Here is a 15,211-nt window from a genome sequence, read left to right on the forward strand (position 1 = left end):
GGTTGCGTCCCGACGTGTTTTGGACTACCGTCCACGCAGCGACGAGGCTAACAGCCAGCCCACAGATTTCATCGTCGCGCGCATCCCGTTGGTACGAAAGATCGGAGCGCCCTACCCATGGCCACCACCGCGCTGGTCGACCCCGAAACGGGCCTGACCCAGGCGCAGCTGGCCGCTCGGCACGGATTGCGGGTCGCCGGCGAGCGCCCCTCCCTGGCCGAGTACAGCCGCAGACTGTGGGCCTACCGGCACTTCACCGCCGCGTACGCCAACGCCAAACTGGTCGCTTCGTACAGCAACGCCAAGCTGGGCCAGATCTGGCAGGTGCTCACCCCGCTGACCAATGCCGCGGTCTACTACCTGATCTTCGGCGTGGTGCTCGGGCAGGACACCATCCCGAACTTCATCGCGTACCTGACCACCGGGTTGTTCATCTTCAACTTCACCCAGAGCGCGGTGCTGGCCGGCACCCAGTCGATCAGCGGCAACCTGGGGTTGATCCGGGCGCTGCACTTCCCCCGGGCCTGTCTGCCGCTGGCCGCCACGCTGACCCAGTTCCAGCAGTTGCTGGCCTCGATGATCGTGCTGATCGGCATCGTGCTGGTGACCGGCGAGCCGCTCACCCTCGCCTGGCTGATGCTGCCCCCGGCGCTGCTGCTCCAGGCGTTCTTCAACGCCGGGGTCGTCATGGTGGTCGCCCGGCTGGGTTCCAAGGCCAGCGACCTCAAGCAGGTCATGCCGTTCATCCTGCGCACCTGGATGTACGGCTCCGGTGTGCTCTACAGCGTCAAGCTCTTCGACCGGCTGCCGGACTGGGCCTCGACGATCATCCAGTTCAACCCGGTCCTGGTCTACATCGAGCTGGCCCGGTACGCGCTGCTGGAACAGGCGCCGCTGCTCAACGAGTCACTGACCCAGCTCTGGCTGGTGGCGGCCGGCTGGGCCGTGCTGGGCGGGGTCGCGGGCTTCATCTACTTCTGGCGCGGCGAACAGGAGTACGGCCGTGGATGATCGGTTCGAGACGTCCAACGACGTCACGGTGACCATTCCCCGGGTCGTCGAACGGATTCCCACAGTGGTGGTCGACGACGCGCACGTGATCTACCGGGTGCACAAGGGCGCCGGCGGCGGGAGCACACCGGTGGCCGCGCTGCGCCGGCTGGTCAAGCGCTCCTCCGCGCCGAACATCCAGGAGGTGCACGCGGTCAAGGGGGTCTCCTTCACCGCGTACCGGGGTGAGGCGATCGGCCTGATCGGCAGCAACGGCTCCGGCAAGTCCACCCTGCTGCGGACCATCGCCGGGCTGCTCCCGGTCAACCGGGGTGCGGTCTACACCCAGGGCCAGCCGTCCCTGCTCGGGGTGAACGCCGCCCTGCTCAACGACCTGTCGGGCGAGCGGAACGTCACGCTGGGCTGCCTGGCGATGGGCATGCAGCCCGACGACGTGGCCCGGATGACGCCGGAGATCATCGAGTTCTCCGGGATCAACCAGCGGGGCGACTTCGCCAGCCTGCCGATGCGGACGTACTCCTCGGGCATGGCGGCCCGGCTGCGGTTCTCCATCGCCGCCGCCAAGAAGCACGACGTGCTGCTGGTCGACGAGGCGCTCGCCACCGGTGACAAGGGCTTCCGCAAGCGCAGCGAGCAGCGGGTCCGGGAGCTGCGCGAGGGGGCCGGCACGGTCTTCCTGGTCAGCCACCAGCTCTCCTCGGTCCGGGACACCTGCGAACGGACGATCTGGCTGGAGTCCGGCCTGATCCGGATGGACGGACCCACCGACGAGGTGATCCGGGCGTACGAGGCATTCGCCAACGGCAAGTAGTATTCCGGGCGCACGTACGGCATCGAACCGACGCCCGACGGACCGCGTCGTCCCGTTGGGGCGGCGCGGTCCGCGCGTTAAGGTTCATCCCGTCGCCATGCTGGCGCAATCTTCCGTTCAGGGCGACCCCCGGAACGCGTGCAGACATCCCCGAGAGTGAGGATCGGCAATGACGCAGGACCACACCACTGGCCCGGACGCCACACCGGAGACCCCGGCGCCGTGGCGGCCCTCGCGGACGGTGGCGGTGGTGCTCGCCGGAGGCACCGGGACCAGGTTGGGCCTGGGCATCCCGAAGCAGTTGCTGAAGATCGCCGGCAAGCCGATCATCGAGCACACCCTGGCCGTCTTCGAGGCCGCCCCGGAGATCGACGAGATCATCGTGCTGATGGCCACCGGCCACGTCGACGACGCCCAGCGGATCGTCGACAAGGCCGGCTTCCGCAAGGTCAGCAAGGTCATCTCCGGCGGCGAGACCCGTAACGCCACCACCCGGATCGCCCTGGACGCGGTCGGCGGGGGCGACGTCAACATCCTCTTCCACGACGCGGTCCGCCCGCTGGTCAGCGCCCGGATCGTGCGCGAGTGCGTGAACGCGCTGTGGAGCTACAGCGCCGTCGACGTGGCCATCCCCTCGGCCGACACGATCATCCAGGTCGACGAGGACGAGTGCATCACCGACATCCCGGTCCGGTCCCGGCTGCGCCGTGGCCAGACCCCGCAGGCGTTCCGGTCGGGCACCATCCGGGAGGCGTACCGGCGGGCCGAGGGTGACCCGGACTTCGCCGCCACCGACGACTGCGGCGTGGTGCTGCGCTACCTGCCCGGCACGCCGATCAAGGTGATCGACGGGTCGGACGAGAACATCAAGGTCACCCACCCGGTCGACGTGCACCTCGCCGACAAGCTCTTCCAGCTCGCCGCCGCCCAGGCCCCCCGGCTGTCGCACCGCAGCTACACCGAGGAACTGGCCGGTCGGACGATCGTCATCTTCGGCGGCAGCTACGGCATCGGTCACGACCTGGCCGAGCTGGCCCGTGGCTACGGGGCGCAGGTCTTCCCGTTCAGCCGCTCCAGCACCGGCACCCACGTCGAGCAGACCGGCGACGTCGAGGCCGCGCTGAAGACCGCCTTCGAGGCCACCGGCCGGATCGACCACGTGGTGGTCACCGCCGGCATCCTGGAGAAGGGCGCGCTGGCCGAGATGGACGAGGAGACGATGGACCGGGTGCTCCAGGTCAACTTCGTCGGGCCGGTCATCGCCGCCCGGCAGTCCCTGCCGTACCTCCAGCAGACCAAGGGTCAGCTGCTGCTCTACACGTCCAGCTCGTACACCCGGGGCCGGGCCCAGTACGCGCTCTACTCGTCGACCAAGGCGGCGCTTGTCAACCTGACCCAGGCGCTCTCCGACGAGTGGGCCGAGTTCGGGGTACGGGTCAACTGCATCAACCCGGAGCGCACCGCCACCCCGATGCGCACCAAGGCGTTCGGCGAGGAGCCGGAGCACACCCTGCTGGCCGCCGAGACGGTCGCCCAGTCCTCGCTCGACGTGCTGATCTCCGACCTCACCGGCCAGGTGATCGACGTACGGCGGGCCCCCGGCGAGCCTGCCCCGGTGCCGGCGCAGCCGACGGCAGCCGAGCAGGACCGGCTGCCCAGCGGCGTCGACGCCGGCTGACCCCACCTCCCGGAGACGGTACGACATGCGTGGTGACCTGGTCAGGAAACTGATCGCGCGATGCCTGACCACCGGCCTGGCCGTGGTCGCCTTCCTGGTGCTGGCGCTCACCGGCGTCACCGGCTGGGGCCTGGCCCTGGCGGTGGCCGCGCTGGTCGCGGCTGCCGCCGAGCGTCGGGTCCGCCCCGACGCCGACATCGTCGCCGAGACGGTGCTGCTGGCCGCCGGCATCCTGGTCGGCTACGCCCGCCGGCTCGACGCCGGGTTCGACCCGGTGCTGGCGTCGACCGCGCTGGTGCTGCTGGGACTGGTGCTGCTGGTCGGGCCGCTGCGCGACGCCGGCAACCTGGAGATCCGGGCGGCGAACCTGCCGGTGCGGGCGTGGACCCCGCTGGTGGCCGCCCGGCTCGACGGCGTACTGCTGGGGCTGCTGGCCGTCGTCGCGGTGGCCGCCGCGTTCGCCCTGCCCGCCGTGGTCGCGCTGGTCGCCGCCCTGGTGGTGGCCGCCGGCTGCGGCGCGGTCGGCCTGGACCTGGCCCGGCGGCGGTTCCGGCCGTCCGGCGGGGGCAGCCCGGTGACCCGGGCCCTGCGGGCGCACCAGCCGGAGTTCCTGCTCTACTTCTCCGCCCCGCCGGGCTCGGAGTACCAGGTCACCATGTGGCTGCCCTACCTGGAGCGGCTCGGACGGCCCTTCCTGGTCCTGCTGCGGGAGCCGGAGTTCCTGGCCACGGTCGCCGCCGCGACCCGCGCCCCGGTGGTCTACTGCCCCACCCTCAAGGCGATGGACGAGGTGCTGATGCCCAGCCTGCGGGTGGCGTTCTACGTCAACCACGGCGCGAAGAACAGCCACTGCATCCGGTTCACCCAGCTCACCCACGTGCAGCTGCACCACGGCGACAGCGACAAGGCCCCCAGCGCCAACCCGGTCTCGGCCATCTTCGACAAGATCTTCGTGGCCGGTTCGGCGGCGATCGAGCGGTACGCGCGGGCCGGCGTGGAGATCCCCGCCGAGAAGTTCGTCGTGGTCGGCCGCCCGCAGGTCGAGGCCATCGAGGTACGCCAGGCAGCCCGCCCGCTGACCGCCCCGACGGTGCTCTACACCCCCACCTGGACCGGCCACCACGCCGACGCCAACTACTGCTCGCTGCCGGTGGCCGAGCCGCTGCTGCGCCGGCTGCTCGACCGGGGTGCCACGGTGATCCTGCGGGCCCACCCGTACACCGGGCAGAACCCGGCCTCGGCCCGGCAGTTGGCCCGGCTCACCGAGCTGCTGGCCGCCGACCGGGCCCGCACCGGCCGGCAACACCTGTGGGGCGCGGCGGCCAGCCGCGAGCTGACCCTGACCGACTGCGTCAACCGCTCCGACGCGCTGGTCTCCGACGTCTCCGGAGTCATCTCCGACTACCTCTACTCGGGCAAGCCGTACGCGGTGACCGACCTGGGCGTCGACGGCGACGAGTTCGTGGCCCGTTTCCCGCTGGCCGCCTCCGGCTACGTGCTGCGCCGGGACATGTCCAACCTCGACGAGGTGTTGGCCGGGCTGCTGGACACCGACCCGTTGATGGCGGCCCGCTGGCAGACCCGCCGCCGCTACCTGGGCGACTTCCCCGCCGACTCGTACGCCGACGGTTTCCTCGACGCCGCCCGGCGGGAGCTGGAGCCGGACTGGAACCCGCCGGCCCCGCGTACCGCCGGCACCGCCACCTGGGACGACGCTTCGGTGTCCCCGCGCGGCTGAACCCGGAGTCGACCCAGGCCGGGGTGGTGGCGTGGTTCGCCACTCGGGCCCGACCCGGGTCGCCCGGTCCTCCACGGGCATCTGGTCGGCCCTGCTCGTCATCGCCTGCTGGACGTGGGCTGCCGCCCCTCGGCATGGGCTGGCGGTACGGTCGTCCCCTCGGCGTGGGCTGGCGTGCACGGACGCCCCCTCCGCGTGGGCTGGCGTGCACGGACGCCCCCTCCGCGTGGGCTGGCGTGCACGGACGCCCCCTCCGCGTGGGCTGGCGTGCACGGACCCCCCTCATAGGTGCCGTCTGCTGCCTATGGACCTGATGACGTAAACGAATCACGCCGCGAGTGCCCTCGCCTGACCGGGTGCCGGGCAACCATCGGCTCCGCCTGGAAGTACGTGCGGCGTCGGCACTGAGTCGTTGCCGTCATCAGCTCCGTAGGGAGCGAGGGTGGTATATGCACTCCCCGGACGATGCAGGCGTGGATGGTCCGGGGCGCGCCGAGTGGCACACGGCATTGGTGGTGCCGATGCCGTCAGTCCTCGTCGGCCGGGCCGCGGCGGTTCTCGGCGATCCAGGCCCGGACGGCCTTACCGTCCCAGACGCGACCCATCTTCAGGGTGACGAAGGGGTCAGGGAAGCCCTTGCGGCCCACGATAATCGTGGCGCGCTGCTTGCTGATCCCGCCAAGCAGATCACGGATCTCATCCAAACCCAGCAGTTCCACGATCCGACGGTACGACCCCAGCGCAGCGGGGCCTGGAGTTGCCCTGGCCCGGTCCCACCGCCGCCGCACGCTACTGGTCGAGCACGCCGCGCCCCGGTCCTTCAGTCCTTCTTGACGTACACGCCTCGGCCGGGCTGGCCGTACACCAGACCGCGAGCCTTGAGCTGGATCATCGTGAACCGGATGACGGTCTCGCTGACCTCGTAGATGTCGCAGAGCTGGCGCGTACTGGGCAGGCGGTCACCGGGCTTGAGTACGCCCGACTCGATCTGCCGCGTGAGGTCGTCGGCGATCTGTTGATACAGCGGCTCGGCCATCGGTTGCCCTCCCTGCAATGAGAAAACACGCAGGGGGACATCAGGCGCGACACGGGGTATCGTCAGTACACCCAGAGTACTGGGTAACGTAGGTTGGTGAAGGGAACTCTGATGGTCAGCTACGACGAACGCCTGATCGCCGCAGCACTCACCCTGGCCCGCCGGCATCGGCCGGTGTGGTCGTGGGTCAGGTGGCGGAAGGTCTGCCGGTGTGGCAGCGAACTCCCCTGCCGGTCGGCACGCCGCATCCCGGACAATCGGGGCTCCTGGCGCACGCCGACTGTCCGCGAGATGCCGTTGCTGGTGCGGTCGGCGTGGTGCTGCCTGGATCACCACCGGCACGATCGCTGCGGGAAGTGCACCGGGACCGGCTTCTGCCCGAGGGTGGAGGCCGCCCGCGCCCGGATCAGGGCGTGGCGCAGGTACCGCACCGTGTTCGGGTGGCGATGACCGCGCCGAGGGCGGGTGACCTGCTCCAGGTGACCCGGGCGGCCAGCGTGCAGTTCATCAGGCCGATCATGTTCCGGGTCATCCGGATACTGGACTGGCCCACGTACGACGGCTGGATCTGGTTGGAGGGCTACCAGCTCAACGCCAGGGGTGACGCCGTCGCGCGCCGGACGATCTTCGTACAGCCGGCGGGGTTGATCTTTCGACAGCGGACCGCCCCGGTGCCCGTGGTCAGGCAACCGAGGCGGTCCGGATCGCATTCGAGAGCAACGGGTCAGGCGGAATAGCCCCGGGTGGCGATCCAGTTCGCCAGGGTGGTCGTGCTGACCCAGTACGCCGGCAGCGACGCATCGGCCGAGTCGGCGATCCGTACGGTGCGACCGTCGTTCTGGTAGCCCACGACGGCGATGTAGTGGCCGCCGGGGAAGGAGTGCCACCCGCCGTCGGTGTCGGTGGCGTCCCCGACGACGTTCGCGACCACGGCCCGCTTGTCGGTGACCGCCGCGACCACGTCGGCCCGCAGCCGGTCGATCTGCGCGTCACTCGGCGTGCCAACGAACATCCGGGTGCGGTACGGGTCGCCCTTCACCACGGCGTTGAGCACCCGGGTGGTGTCCTCGGCCGAGTTGGTGCCCATCTCGGTGGTGCCCAACTGGGCGGCGAGGCTGTCCTGATCACGCTCGATGCCGGCCGCGCTGAGAGCGTTGCGCACCGCTGCCGGCCCGCAGTAGTAGTAGGTGCTCTGGGCCTGGTACTCGTAGCGGAGGACCTTCGACGACGGTGGCTTCGGCGTCGCCTTGCGGGTCAGGTCCGGGTTGACCGTGGCCTTGGCCGCGACCTTCGCCGTGGTCTTCGCCCTGGTGACGCTCGGCGACGGGCTCACCGGCGCACTGGTCGAAGGGCTTGCCGACGGGCTGGTCGGTGCGGGGGTGGCGACCCGGGCCTGGGCGCGGCTGGCCACGTCGTCGAGGCGGGGGCCGGTCTCGGCCACGGCGGCCGAACGCTGCTGGCCGGTCGCTGCGTCGTCGACGCCGGCAGCCAGCGCGGCGGCACCGGCGGCCAGGACCAGGACCGCCGCCGATCCGGCGGCCATCTGGTACGGGCGGTGGGTGGTCAGTCGTCGGAGTTGTCGCTTCAGGTGATGCTGCACGGGGTGTTCCTCCACGGGGCGAGGGTGGACGGGCACGCCGGACCGGCACGCGGCGGCACACCGCGCGCACAGCGGAATGGATCAGCGGCCCGTTCGTCGGGAGACCGCCCGGACAGACCGGGCGGCGGGGCGGACGGCCGGAGTCAGCGCGTCAGGCGCGACGTCCGGCGACGGCACCCCGGCACCGAGGTGGGGGAACTACCGAGGGGGTCGGGTCATGCTGCACGAGGATGGAACTCCTTCCGGCACCGCCGACCGGGTTAGCTGACGGATTCGGGCGGGAAGATCGCCCTACCACGGGCCGTGGCCCGTGGATTCACCCCAGATGCAGTGGGTCCCCGGTTCGTGACTCGCACGATTGAGCGGGTCGGCGCGGCGTCGCCTCTTGCGATCGGAAACCGCACCGGACGCAGCGACACTACTGGCCGCCTTTTCCCTCGCCAAGCCCCCTGAGCTGCGCAAACTCGCTCAGCACTGGCAACTTCCCGGTGCAGTCCGGCACTGACCTCCCGGACCGGGACGAGCGGTCGTCCGACCTCGTCCGGGCGACATCCGGACGGGCCGGCACCAACCACCGATGATCGTCACAGTCGATGTGACCGGGTGTGACCAGATGACCGTTTCCCCACCGGGGGTGACCCCCCTCACACCCGCCCAGATAACAATTCGGCCCCGAGGCACCGCCGGGCGGGCGTTCGTCCCACTACGGGGTGGGTGCGGCGGTCCTCACCCGGGCCGGTCGCCAGCGGGTGGCGAGCCTCGGGCGGGCCGCCGACATCGCGGGGCGGGGCAGCGGGAGCCGGCCTGGCCGCAGCCGCTCCGCCGCCGCGTACGCCTCGGCGGCCAGGGAACGGGCCGCCTCGGCGGCCAGCTCGGCGTCCCGCCACGCCGCCCGTTCCCGCCCGGCCGCGGCCCGGTACGTCGTACGCCGGTCCTCGCGGACCGCTCGGGCGAGCATCACCTCGTGCTCGACCGGGTGCCGACGCGGATCCCAGCCGTCGCGGTGACCGAAGACGTCCCGCAGCCGCTCCACCGACAACTCCCCCCGCCAGTGCGCCGCCACGGCGGCCTGGTGCAGCCACCGCTCCCGGCTGGCGTACTCGGCGGGGGTGCGGGGAGTGCGTGGGCTGGGCAGCGTGCCGGCGTCGGAGAACCGACGGGCCGCCGTCTCCGCCTCGTCGTACGCCTGCCAGGCCCGCTCCAGGTCGTCCTGAGCGGCCAACCAGGCGGTACGGCGACGGCGGGCGGTCTGGGCGGCACCGGACGCGGCCACGGCCACCTCCTCGGCGTACCGGCGCAGATCGGCGACCGGGGGTGGGGCGTCAGGCATCGGCTCGACGGCGGTGACGTCGGGCGGATGGTCCCGGTCGGGCCGGGCCACCAGCACGGTGAGCCCGGTCAGCGCGAGGACGAGCAGCGCGGACCAGATGGCGGTGGCGGTCGGGACCTCGATCAGGAACTGGTAGAGCACGGTGTTCACGGTCGACACCTCGCGGGCGGGATGCGGAAGCGGAGACCGTACCGGCGGCGGGTGGTCCGTGCCGGGGAACGTCCGGCCGGGCGGTACGGGAGTGAGGTTCGTCGCAGCAGCGGTCGCGGGTGGAATCGGCCCCCGCGTGGGCGGTCAGCCCTGCGGAGGTGCCCGGGAACCGGCGGCAGCGGGCGTCCGACCGGCCGGAGCCGTGGCAGGCGCAGCCGGGACGATCCGGGCGGCGTCGACCGCTGCCGGAAACTGGTCGGACCGCTGCGGCGCGGCGAACGCGGCGGCGTCGACCCGACCTGCGGCCACGACGCCGACCGGAGCGACGCCGACCGGTGCGAACCCCCGGTCGGCGGTGCGCACGTCGTCGGGGTTGCCGCTCGCCGGATCGAGGACCGGCGGGACACCGAACGACAGCGACCAGTCGATCGGCCGCGCGGCGGGCGGCCCTGGGTCGGGCAGCGCGGCGCCGGGCAGTGCGGGGTCGGACAGTGCCGGGCCGGCGAGAGAGAGGGCGATCGCGACCGCGAGGCCGGTCAGCAGCCGGGTGATCCCGCGCGCCACCCACCACAGGGGACTGGTGAGCGCAACCGGGAGCACGTGTCCACGCTACCCGCCGACGCGACCGGCCCGCAGTGCCCCCGGGCGTGTCGCCGCGCCGGCCACCGTGGACCCCGCTCCCGGCGCAGCGCCACCATGAACTCCCTGGTCGGATGGGGTCACCTGGCGGGGCCCGCTCAGGTGACCGGTGGATGGGAGTCCACCGGAAACAGGGTCGCCGGAAGCAGCGCCACCGGGCACAGCGGCTACGGGAGCAGCGCCACCGGGCACAGCGGGGACGGGCGGGGTGCGGCGGCGGGGGGCGAGGCGGCGCATCATCGGGGTCTCCACCCAGCGGTGCAGCGCGGCGGCCAGCGCCAGGTTGACCACCAGGAAGCCGAGCACGGCCAGCGGCCCCGACCAGCCGGGCAGTCCCACGCCCAGGCGACCGGTGAGCCGCAGCACGGTCACCATCACCAGCACGTGCACCAGGTAGAAGGCGAACGAGACCTCGCCGAGCCAGACCAGGGTGCGGTGTCGCCACGGTGACCAGCGGCCCTGCACGTCCGCGCGGGCCGCCGCCGGGATGACCAGGATGTACGCGGCCGACAGCAGCGCCGCCCACATCTCGGCCGGAATCCAGTGCGCCGCCACCCAGGTCGCCACGAAGATCAGGCTGGCCAACGGCAGGCCGGGGCCCCGCCAGTGACCACGGCGCAGCAGCTCGGCGGCGGCGACACCCAGCCAGAACTCGGTGGAGCGGACCAGCGGGAAGACCTGGGTGAACCACCAGTTGCTGCCCTCGGGCACCAGCTCCTGGCCGGGCCAGAGCGCCAGGATCACCAGCGGCACCGCCAGCACCACGGCCCAGAGCAGGCCGGAGCGGGCCCGCCGGATCGCCGGCAGCACCAGCGGCAGGCAGAGGTAGAAGAACAGCTCGCAGGAGAGCGACCAGCTCACCGTGTTGATGCTGTAGAAGTAGCCGGGGGTGGGATCCCACGCCTGGACGAGGAAGAGGTTCTCCAGCGCGGCGCGGGGCACCACCGGGTCGGCGAACCACCACATCACCAGCAGCGCCGCCGCCCAGGTCAGCACGTGGTTGGGGTAGATCTTGGCGAGTCGGCGACGCCAGAAGTCCCGCCGCCGGTCGCCGTCGCGGGCCGACCAGACCAGCACGAATCCGCTGAGGATGAAGAAGAACTGCACCCCGGACAGGCCGAGGGTGAACAACCAGTCGACCACCGCCTTGGCGTCCGGCTGGCCGACGATCCGCATGGTGCCGGCGTGGTAGCCGAAGACCAGCATGGCGGCGATCCAGCGCAGCCCGGTCAGCGACGGCAGCCGGCTCAGCGCGGGTGATGCGGTGGTGGGCACGCTGGTCACGCCGGGCACCCTACCGGCTCCCCCGGCCCCCGGTGACGAGCCGGGGTGGTGCGGATGTGAGGAAGGTGTACGAAATCCCTCCACTGCCCTAACATCGCGGGACCTGTCGGTGCCGACGCGCACCCGGGGGAGACCGGCGGCCCGTCGGAGGCGTCGGCGAACGAGGAACGGAGCGGAACTGGTGCACCAGCGGATCCTGATGCGGGCGAAGAAGGACCCGTTCGACGTACGCACCCCCGAGGAGGCGTACGAGGGGAACTGGATCGGGGAGAACAACGGCAACCTGGTCTTCAGTCACGCCGCCCACAAGCTGCTGCGCACCTCCACCGCGCGGATCACCTCCACCGAGTTCAAGGTCGACCTGCGCGACGTCGACCGGATCAACGAGCAGTACGACGTGTACGTCATCCCGCTGGCCAACGCCTTCCGGCGCAGCTACGCCCACCGCATCGAGGTGATGACGAAGCTGGTCGAGCGGCTGCGGATCCCGGTGGTGGTGTTCGGGGTCGGCGTACAGACCGATGTCACCGGCGATCGGGAGTACCTGCGTCCGATCGACGACGTGGTCACCCGGTTCGTGCGGGCGGCGCTCGACCGGGGGCCGAGCATCGGGGTCCGGGGCGAGATCACCAAGGAGTACCTGAACACCCTCGGCTTCTCCGCCGTCGACGTGATCGGCTGCCCGTCGATGTTCCTGCACGGCGACCAGCTCCGGGTGGAGAAGTCCGCGCCGACCCTCACGCCCGACGCCCGGGTGGCGCTGACCGTCTCCCCGTACGTCAAATCGATGGCGAAGATCATCGCCTCGCACCAGGCCCGCTACCCGAACCTGCGTTACCTTCCGCAGGACCTCAAGACGCTGGGCACCCTGCTCTACGGCGACGCCCCCGAGGACCGGGGCAAGACCAGCGCCATCCCGATCCACACCTCCCACCCGCTGTTCACCGAGGACAAGGTGCGGATGTTCCTCGACCCGTGGACGTGGATGGACTACCTCGCCGGGTTCGACTTCGCCTTCGGCACCCGCATCCACGGCACCATCACCGCGCTGGTCTCCGGCACCCCCGGCTACCTGTTCGCGCACGACTCGCGCACCCTGGAGCTGGCCCGCTACTTCGACATCCCGCACCGGCTGATGAAGGACGTGCCGGCCGACGTGGACGCCGCGCAGCTCTACGCCGAGGCCGACTACACCGCCCTGAACGCCGGGCACCGGGCCCGCTACGAGGTGATGCGGGCCTTCCTGGCCCGGCACGACCTGGGCAACGCGTTCGACGACGGGGACAGCGCCGCCCGCTTCGACGCACAGGTCCGCGAGACGGTCTTCCCCCCGGCGGTCCGGCCGGCCGGGGCCAGCTCCCCCGAGGTGCTGCTGGCCCGCATCCAGTGGCTGCGGGACCGTAACGCGGCGCTCGGCGGCGACGTGCGGGAGTTGCGGGAGCAGCGGCTGCGGGCCCGGGTCAAGCGGGCGGTCGGCGCACCGGTACGGCGGATTCTGAACCGTTAACCTGCCGCTCGGCCGCTGTTCAGGAACTCCATCTCCACCGGATACGTAAGGTTCCGTACCCGTCCATACCGGTGCACCAGGGTGGCGGGGTGGTCAACCCGCCCGCGCCCGCCCCGCTGCTCAGCGTCGTCGTCCCCGTCCACGGGGTGGAGGCGTACCTGCACCAGTGCCTCGACTCGGTGCGCACAGACGTGCCCGCCGACGCGGCGGGCCAGGTCGAGATCGTCGCCGTCGACGACGCCTCGCCGGACCGGTGCGGGGAACTGCTGCGCGCGTACGCGGCCACCCATCCGGGCGTACGCACGGTGCACCTGGACCGCAACGTCGGGCTGGGGCCCGCCCGCAACGCCGGGCTGGAGGTGGCCACCGGCGACTACGTCTGGTTCGTCGACAGCGACGACTGGTTGCCGCCGGGGACCATCCCGGCGGTGCTGGACCGGCTCCGTGCGCACCGCCCCGACGTGCTGATGCTCGACCACCTGCGGGTGCGCGACGACGGCCGGCGGGAGGTGGACGCGAGCAGTCACCTGCTGCGCGGGACCGCCGAGGTGGTCCGCCTCGCCGACCGCCCCGGGCTGCTGCGGGTACAGCACACCGCGTGGAACAAGGTGGTCCGCCGCGAGTACCTGGACGAGCTGGAGCTGCGCTTCCACCCCGGCTGGTACGAGGACATCCCGTTCAGCAACCCGCTGCTCATCGGCGCGGAGCGGATCTCCGTGCTGGACCGGGTCTGCTACCTCTACCGGCAGGGTCGGCAGGGCGCGATCACCTCCACCCGCAGCGGTCGCCACTTCGACGCCTTCGACCAGTACGACCGGCTGTTCGACTGGGTCGCCCGCCGGTACCCGGACGAGCGGCTGCGCGGCGAGCTGTTCGCGCTGATGGTCAGCCACATGCTGGTGGTGGTCGGCAACGACGGCCGGCTCCATCCGCACCTGCGCCGGGACTTCTTCCACCGGGTGGCCGCGCACTACCGCCGGCACCTGCCGCCGGGCGGCTACCCGCGGCCGGGCGGGGTGGCCGGGCTCAAGCACCGGCTGGTCGGCCGGGACAACTATCTCGCGTACGCGGTGCTGCGCCAGGCGCACCGGCTGGCCGGCTTGCTGCGCCGCCCGGCCGCCGTGCCGGAACCGGTGCCGCCGGTCGCCGGCCCGGCCCGCCCGGCGGACTCCCCCACCGGCCGGGACGCGCTGGCGGGTCGCGGCAGCCGGTGACCGGGCGACGCCCCGACGACCGGGTACGAGCAGGAACGCACAGGAAACAGGGGTCGGAGATGACGACGACAGTGAAGATCGGGCCGCACCTGGTGGGGGCCGGGGAACAGCCGTTCGTGGTGGCGGAGATGTCCGGCAACCACAACGGCGACCTGGGCCGGGCGCTGGCGATCGTGGACGCGGTGGCGGCCAGCGGGGCGCACGCGCTGAAGCTGCAGACGTACCGGCCGGACACCATCACCATCGACGTGGACACCCCGGCGTTCCGCATCTCGGGCGGACACGAGCTGTGGGGCGGGCAGAACCTGTACCGGCTCTACGAGCGGGCGCACACCCCGTACGAGTGGCACGAGCCGATCTTCGACCGGGCCCGGGAGCGGGGGTTGACCGTCTTCTCGTCCCCGTTCGACCCGTCGGCGGTGGAGCTGCTGGAGGGGCTGGACGTCCCGGCGTACAAGATCGCCTCGTCGGAGCTGGTCGACCTGCCGCTGATCCGGCTGGTCGCGGGCACCGGCAAGCCCCTGGTCATCTCCACCGGGATGGCCACGGTCGCCGAGATCGACGCCGCGGTGCGCACCGCCCGCGACGGCGGCGCCGGTGGCATCGTGCTGCTGGCCTGCACCGCCTCGTACCCGGCCCCACCGGCGGACAGCAACCTGCGCCGGATCCCGGTGCTGGCCGACGCGTTCGGGGTGCCGGTCGGGCTCTCCGACCACACCCCCGGCATCGGGGTGCCGGTCGCCGCGGTCGCCCTGGGCGCCTGCTTCATCGAGAAGCACGTCACCCTCGACCGGACCGACGGCGGGGTCGACTCCGACTTCTCGCTCAATCCCGAGGAGCTGGCCGCCCTGGTGGTCGAGTCGGCGCGGGCGCACGCGGCGCTCGGCGGCACCGCCATCGGGCCGACCCCGGCCGAGCGGGAGGGGCTGCGCTTCCGCCGGTCCCTGTTCGTGGTCACCGACGTGCGGGCCGGTGACGAGGTGACCACTGCCAACGTCCGGTCGATCCGCCCGGCCGGTGGCCTGCCCCCGGTGGAGATCGACCGGGTGCTCGGCCGCACCTTCACCACCGACGTCCCCCGGGGCACCCCGCTGGCCTGGGACCTCATCTAACGCAACCCCCTCCACACCCACACCGCCCGCCGCAGCTCCTCATGATCAGATGATGGAAATGCACACGACACGCCGGGAGAAATAGCCAGAATCGCAATCTG

General features: G+C 71.8%; 14 protein-coding genes and 1 riboswitch. Of the genes, 8 read left to right on the top strand and 6 right to left on the bottom strand.

The features are described 5' to 3' along the window. Positions 1 to 117: 117 nt before the first annotated feature. From ACIG87_RS29905 to ACIG87_RS29920, 4 genes are all read left to right on the top strand, one after another. Positions 118 to 1,011: an ABC transporter permease gene (locus tag ACIG87_RS29905; protein WP_396854965.1), complete on the top strand. Its 894-nt coding sequence runs from the start codon at positions 118 to 120 to the stop codon at positions 1,009 to 1,011. Then, positions 1,004 to 1,822 (top strand): ABC transporter ATP-binding protein, encoded by an 819-nt coding sequence (locus tag ACIG87_RS29910; protein WP_396854966.1) that lies wholly within the window; start codon positions 1,004 to 1,006, stop codon positions 1,820 to 1,822. The genes ACIG87_RS29905 and ACIG87_RS29910 overlap by 8 nt, the downstream gene beginning before the upstream one ends. Positions 1,823 to 1,991: 169 nt before the next feature. Continuing rightward, entirely contained in the window at positions 1,992 to 3,500 is a 1,509-nt protein-coding gene (locus ACIG87_RS29915; RefSeq protein ID WP_396854967.1) for a D-ribitol-5-phosphate cytidylyltransferase, read from the top strand. 25 nt (positions 3,501 to 3,525) lie between these two features. Continuing rightward, positions 3,526 to 5,238, top strand: a complete 1,713-nt coding sequence (locus tag ACIG87_RS29920; protein WP_396854968.1) for a CDP-glycerol glycerophosphotransferase family protein — start codon at positions 3,526 to 3,528, stop codon at positions 5,236 to 5,238. 527 nt (positions 5,239 to 5,765) lie between these two features. Here ACIG87_RS29920 and ACIG87_RS29925 read toward each other — a convergent pair. Continuing rightward, positions 5,766 to 5,957 (bottom strand): hypothetical protein, encoded by a 192-nt coding sequence (locus ACIG87_RS29925; RefSeq protein ID WP_396854969.1) that lies wholly within the window; start codon positions 5,955 to 5,957, stop codon positions 5,766 to 5,768. A gap of 101 nt (positions 5,958 to 6,058) precedes the next feature. Continuing rightward, positions 6,059 to 6,274, bottom strand: coding sequence for a winged helix-turn-helix domain-containing protein (locus ACIG87_RS29930; protein WP_396854970.1), 216 nt, complete (start codon positions 6,272 to 6,274; stop codon positions 6,059 to 6,061). Between the two features lie 446 nt (positions 6,275 to 6,720). On the opposite strand from ACIG87_RS29930, the gene ACIG87_RS29935 reads away from it, so the two are divergent. Next, positions 6,721 to 7,011, top strand: coding sequence for a hypothetical protein (locus tag ACIG87_RS29935; RefSeq protein ID WP_396855008.1), 291 nt, complete (start codon positions 6,721 to 6,723; stop codon positions 7,009 to 7,011). Here ACIG87_RS29935 and ACIG87_RS29940 read toward each other — a convergent pair. From ACIG87_RS29940 to ACIG87_RS29955, 4 genes are all read right to left on the bottom strand, one after another. Further along, positions 6,999 to 7,874: a C39 family peptidase gene (locus tag ACIG87_RS29940; RefSeq protein ID WP_396854971.1), complete on the bottom strand. Its 876-nt coding sequence runs from the start codon at positions 7,872 to 7,874 to the stop codon at positions 6,999 to 7,001. The two genes, ACIG87_RS29935 and ACIG87_RS29940, sit on opposite strands and share 13 nt — an antisense overlap. A gap of 234 nt (positions 7,875 to 8,108) precedes the next feature. Then, positions 8,109 to 8,249, bottom strand: a riboswitch (cyclic di-AMP (ydaO/yuaA leader). A 328-nt stretch (positions 8,250 to 8,577) separates the two neighbouring features. Continuing rightward, entirely contained in the window at positions 8,578 to 9,354 is a 777-nt protein-coding gene (locus ACIG87_RS29945) for a hypothetical protein (protein ID WP_396854972.1), read from the bottom strand. Between the two features lie 144 nt (positions 9,355 to 9,498). Further along, entirely contained in the window at positions 9,499 to 9,954 is a 456-nt protein-coding gene (locus tag ACIG87_RS29950; RefSeq protein ID WP_396854973.1) for a hypothetical protein, read from the bottom strand. Between the two features lie 9 nt (positions 9,955 to 9,963). After that, positions 9,964 to 11,277, bottom strand: coding sequence for an acyltransferase family protein (locus tag ACIG87_RS29955; protein ID WP_396854974.1), 1,314 nt, complete (start codon positions 11,275 to 11,277; stop codon positions 9,964 to 9,966). A 181-nt stretch (positions 11,278 to 11,458) separates the two neighbouring features. Between ACIG87_RS29955 and ACIG87_RS29960 the strand changes: the two genes are divergently transcribed. The 3 genes from ACIG87_RS29960 (at position 11,459) to pseI (ending at position 15,110) form a co-directional block, all read left to right on the top strand. Beyond that, a complete protein-coding gene (locus ACIG87_RS29960; protein ID WP_396854975.1) occupies positions 11,459 to 12,784 on the top strand; it encodes a polysaccharide pyruvyl transferase family protein in 1,326 nt (441 codons plus the stop codon). A gap of 89 nt (positions 12,785 to 12,873) precedes the next feature. Further along, positions 12,874 to 13,998, top strand: a complete 1,125-nt coding sequence (locus ACIG87_RS29965) for a glycosyltransferase family 2 protein (RefSeq protein ID WP_396854976.1) — start codon at positions 12,874 to 12,876, stop codon at positions 13,996 to 13,998. A 59-nt stretch (positions 13,999 to 14,057) separates the two neighbouring features. Further along, positions 14,058 to 15,110, top strand: coding sequence for a pseudaminic acid synthase (gene pseI, locus ACIG87_RS29970; protein WP_396854977.1), 1,053 nt, complete (start codon positions 14,058 to 14,060; stop codon positions 15,108 to 15,110). Positions 15,111 to 15,211 lie beyond the last annotated feature (101 nt).

It is taken from the genome of Micromonospora sp. NPDC051925, from assembly GCF_044548625.1.
Lineage (GTDB): Bacteria > Actinomycetota > Actinomycetes > Mycobacteriales > Micromonosporaceae > Micromonospora.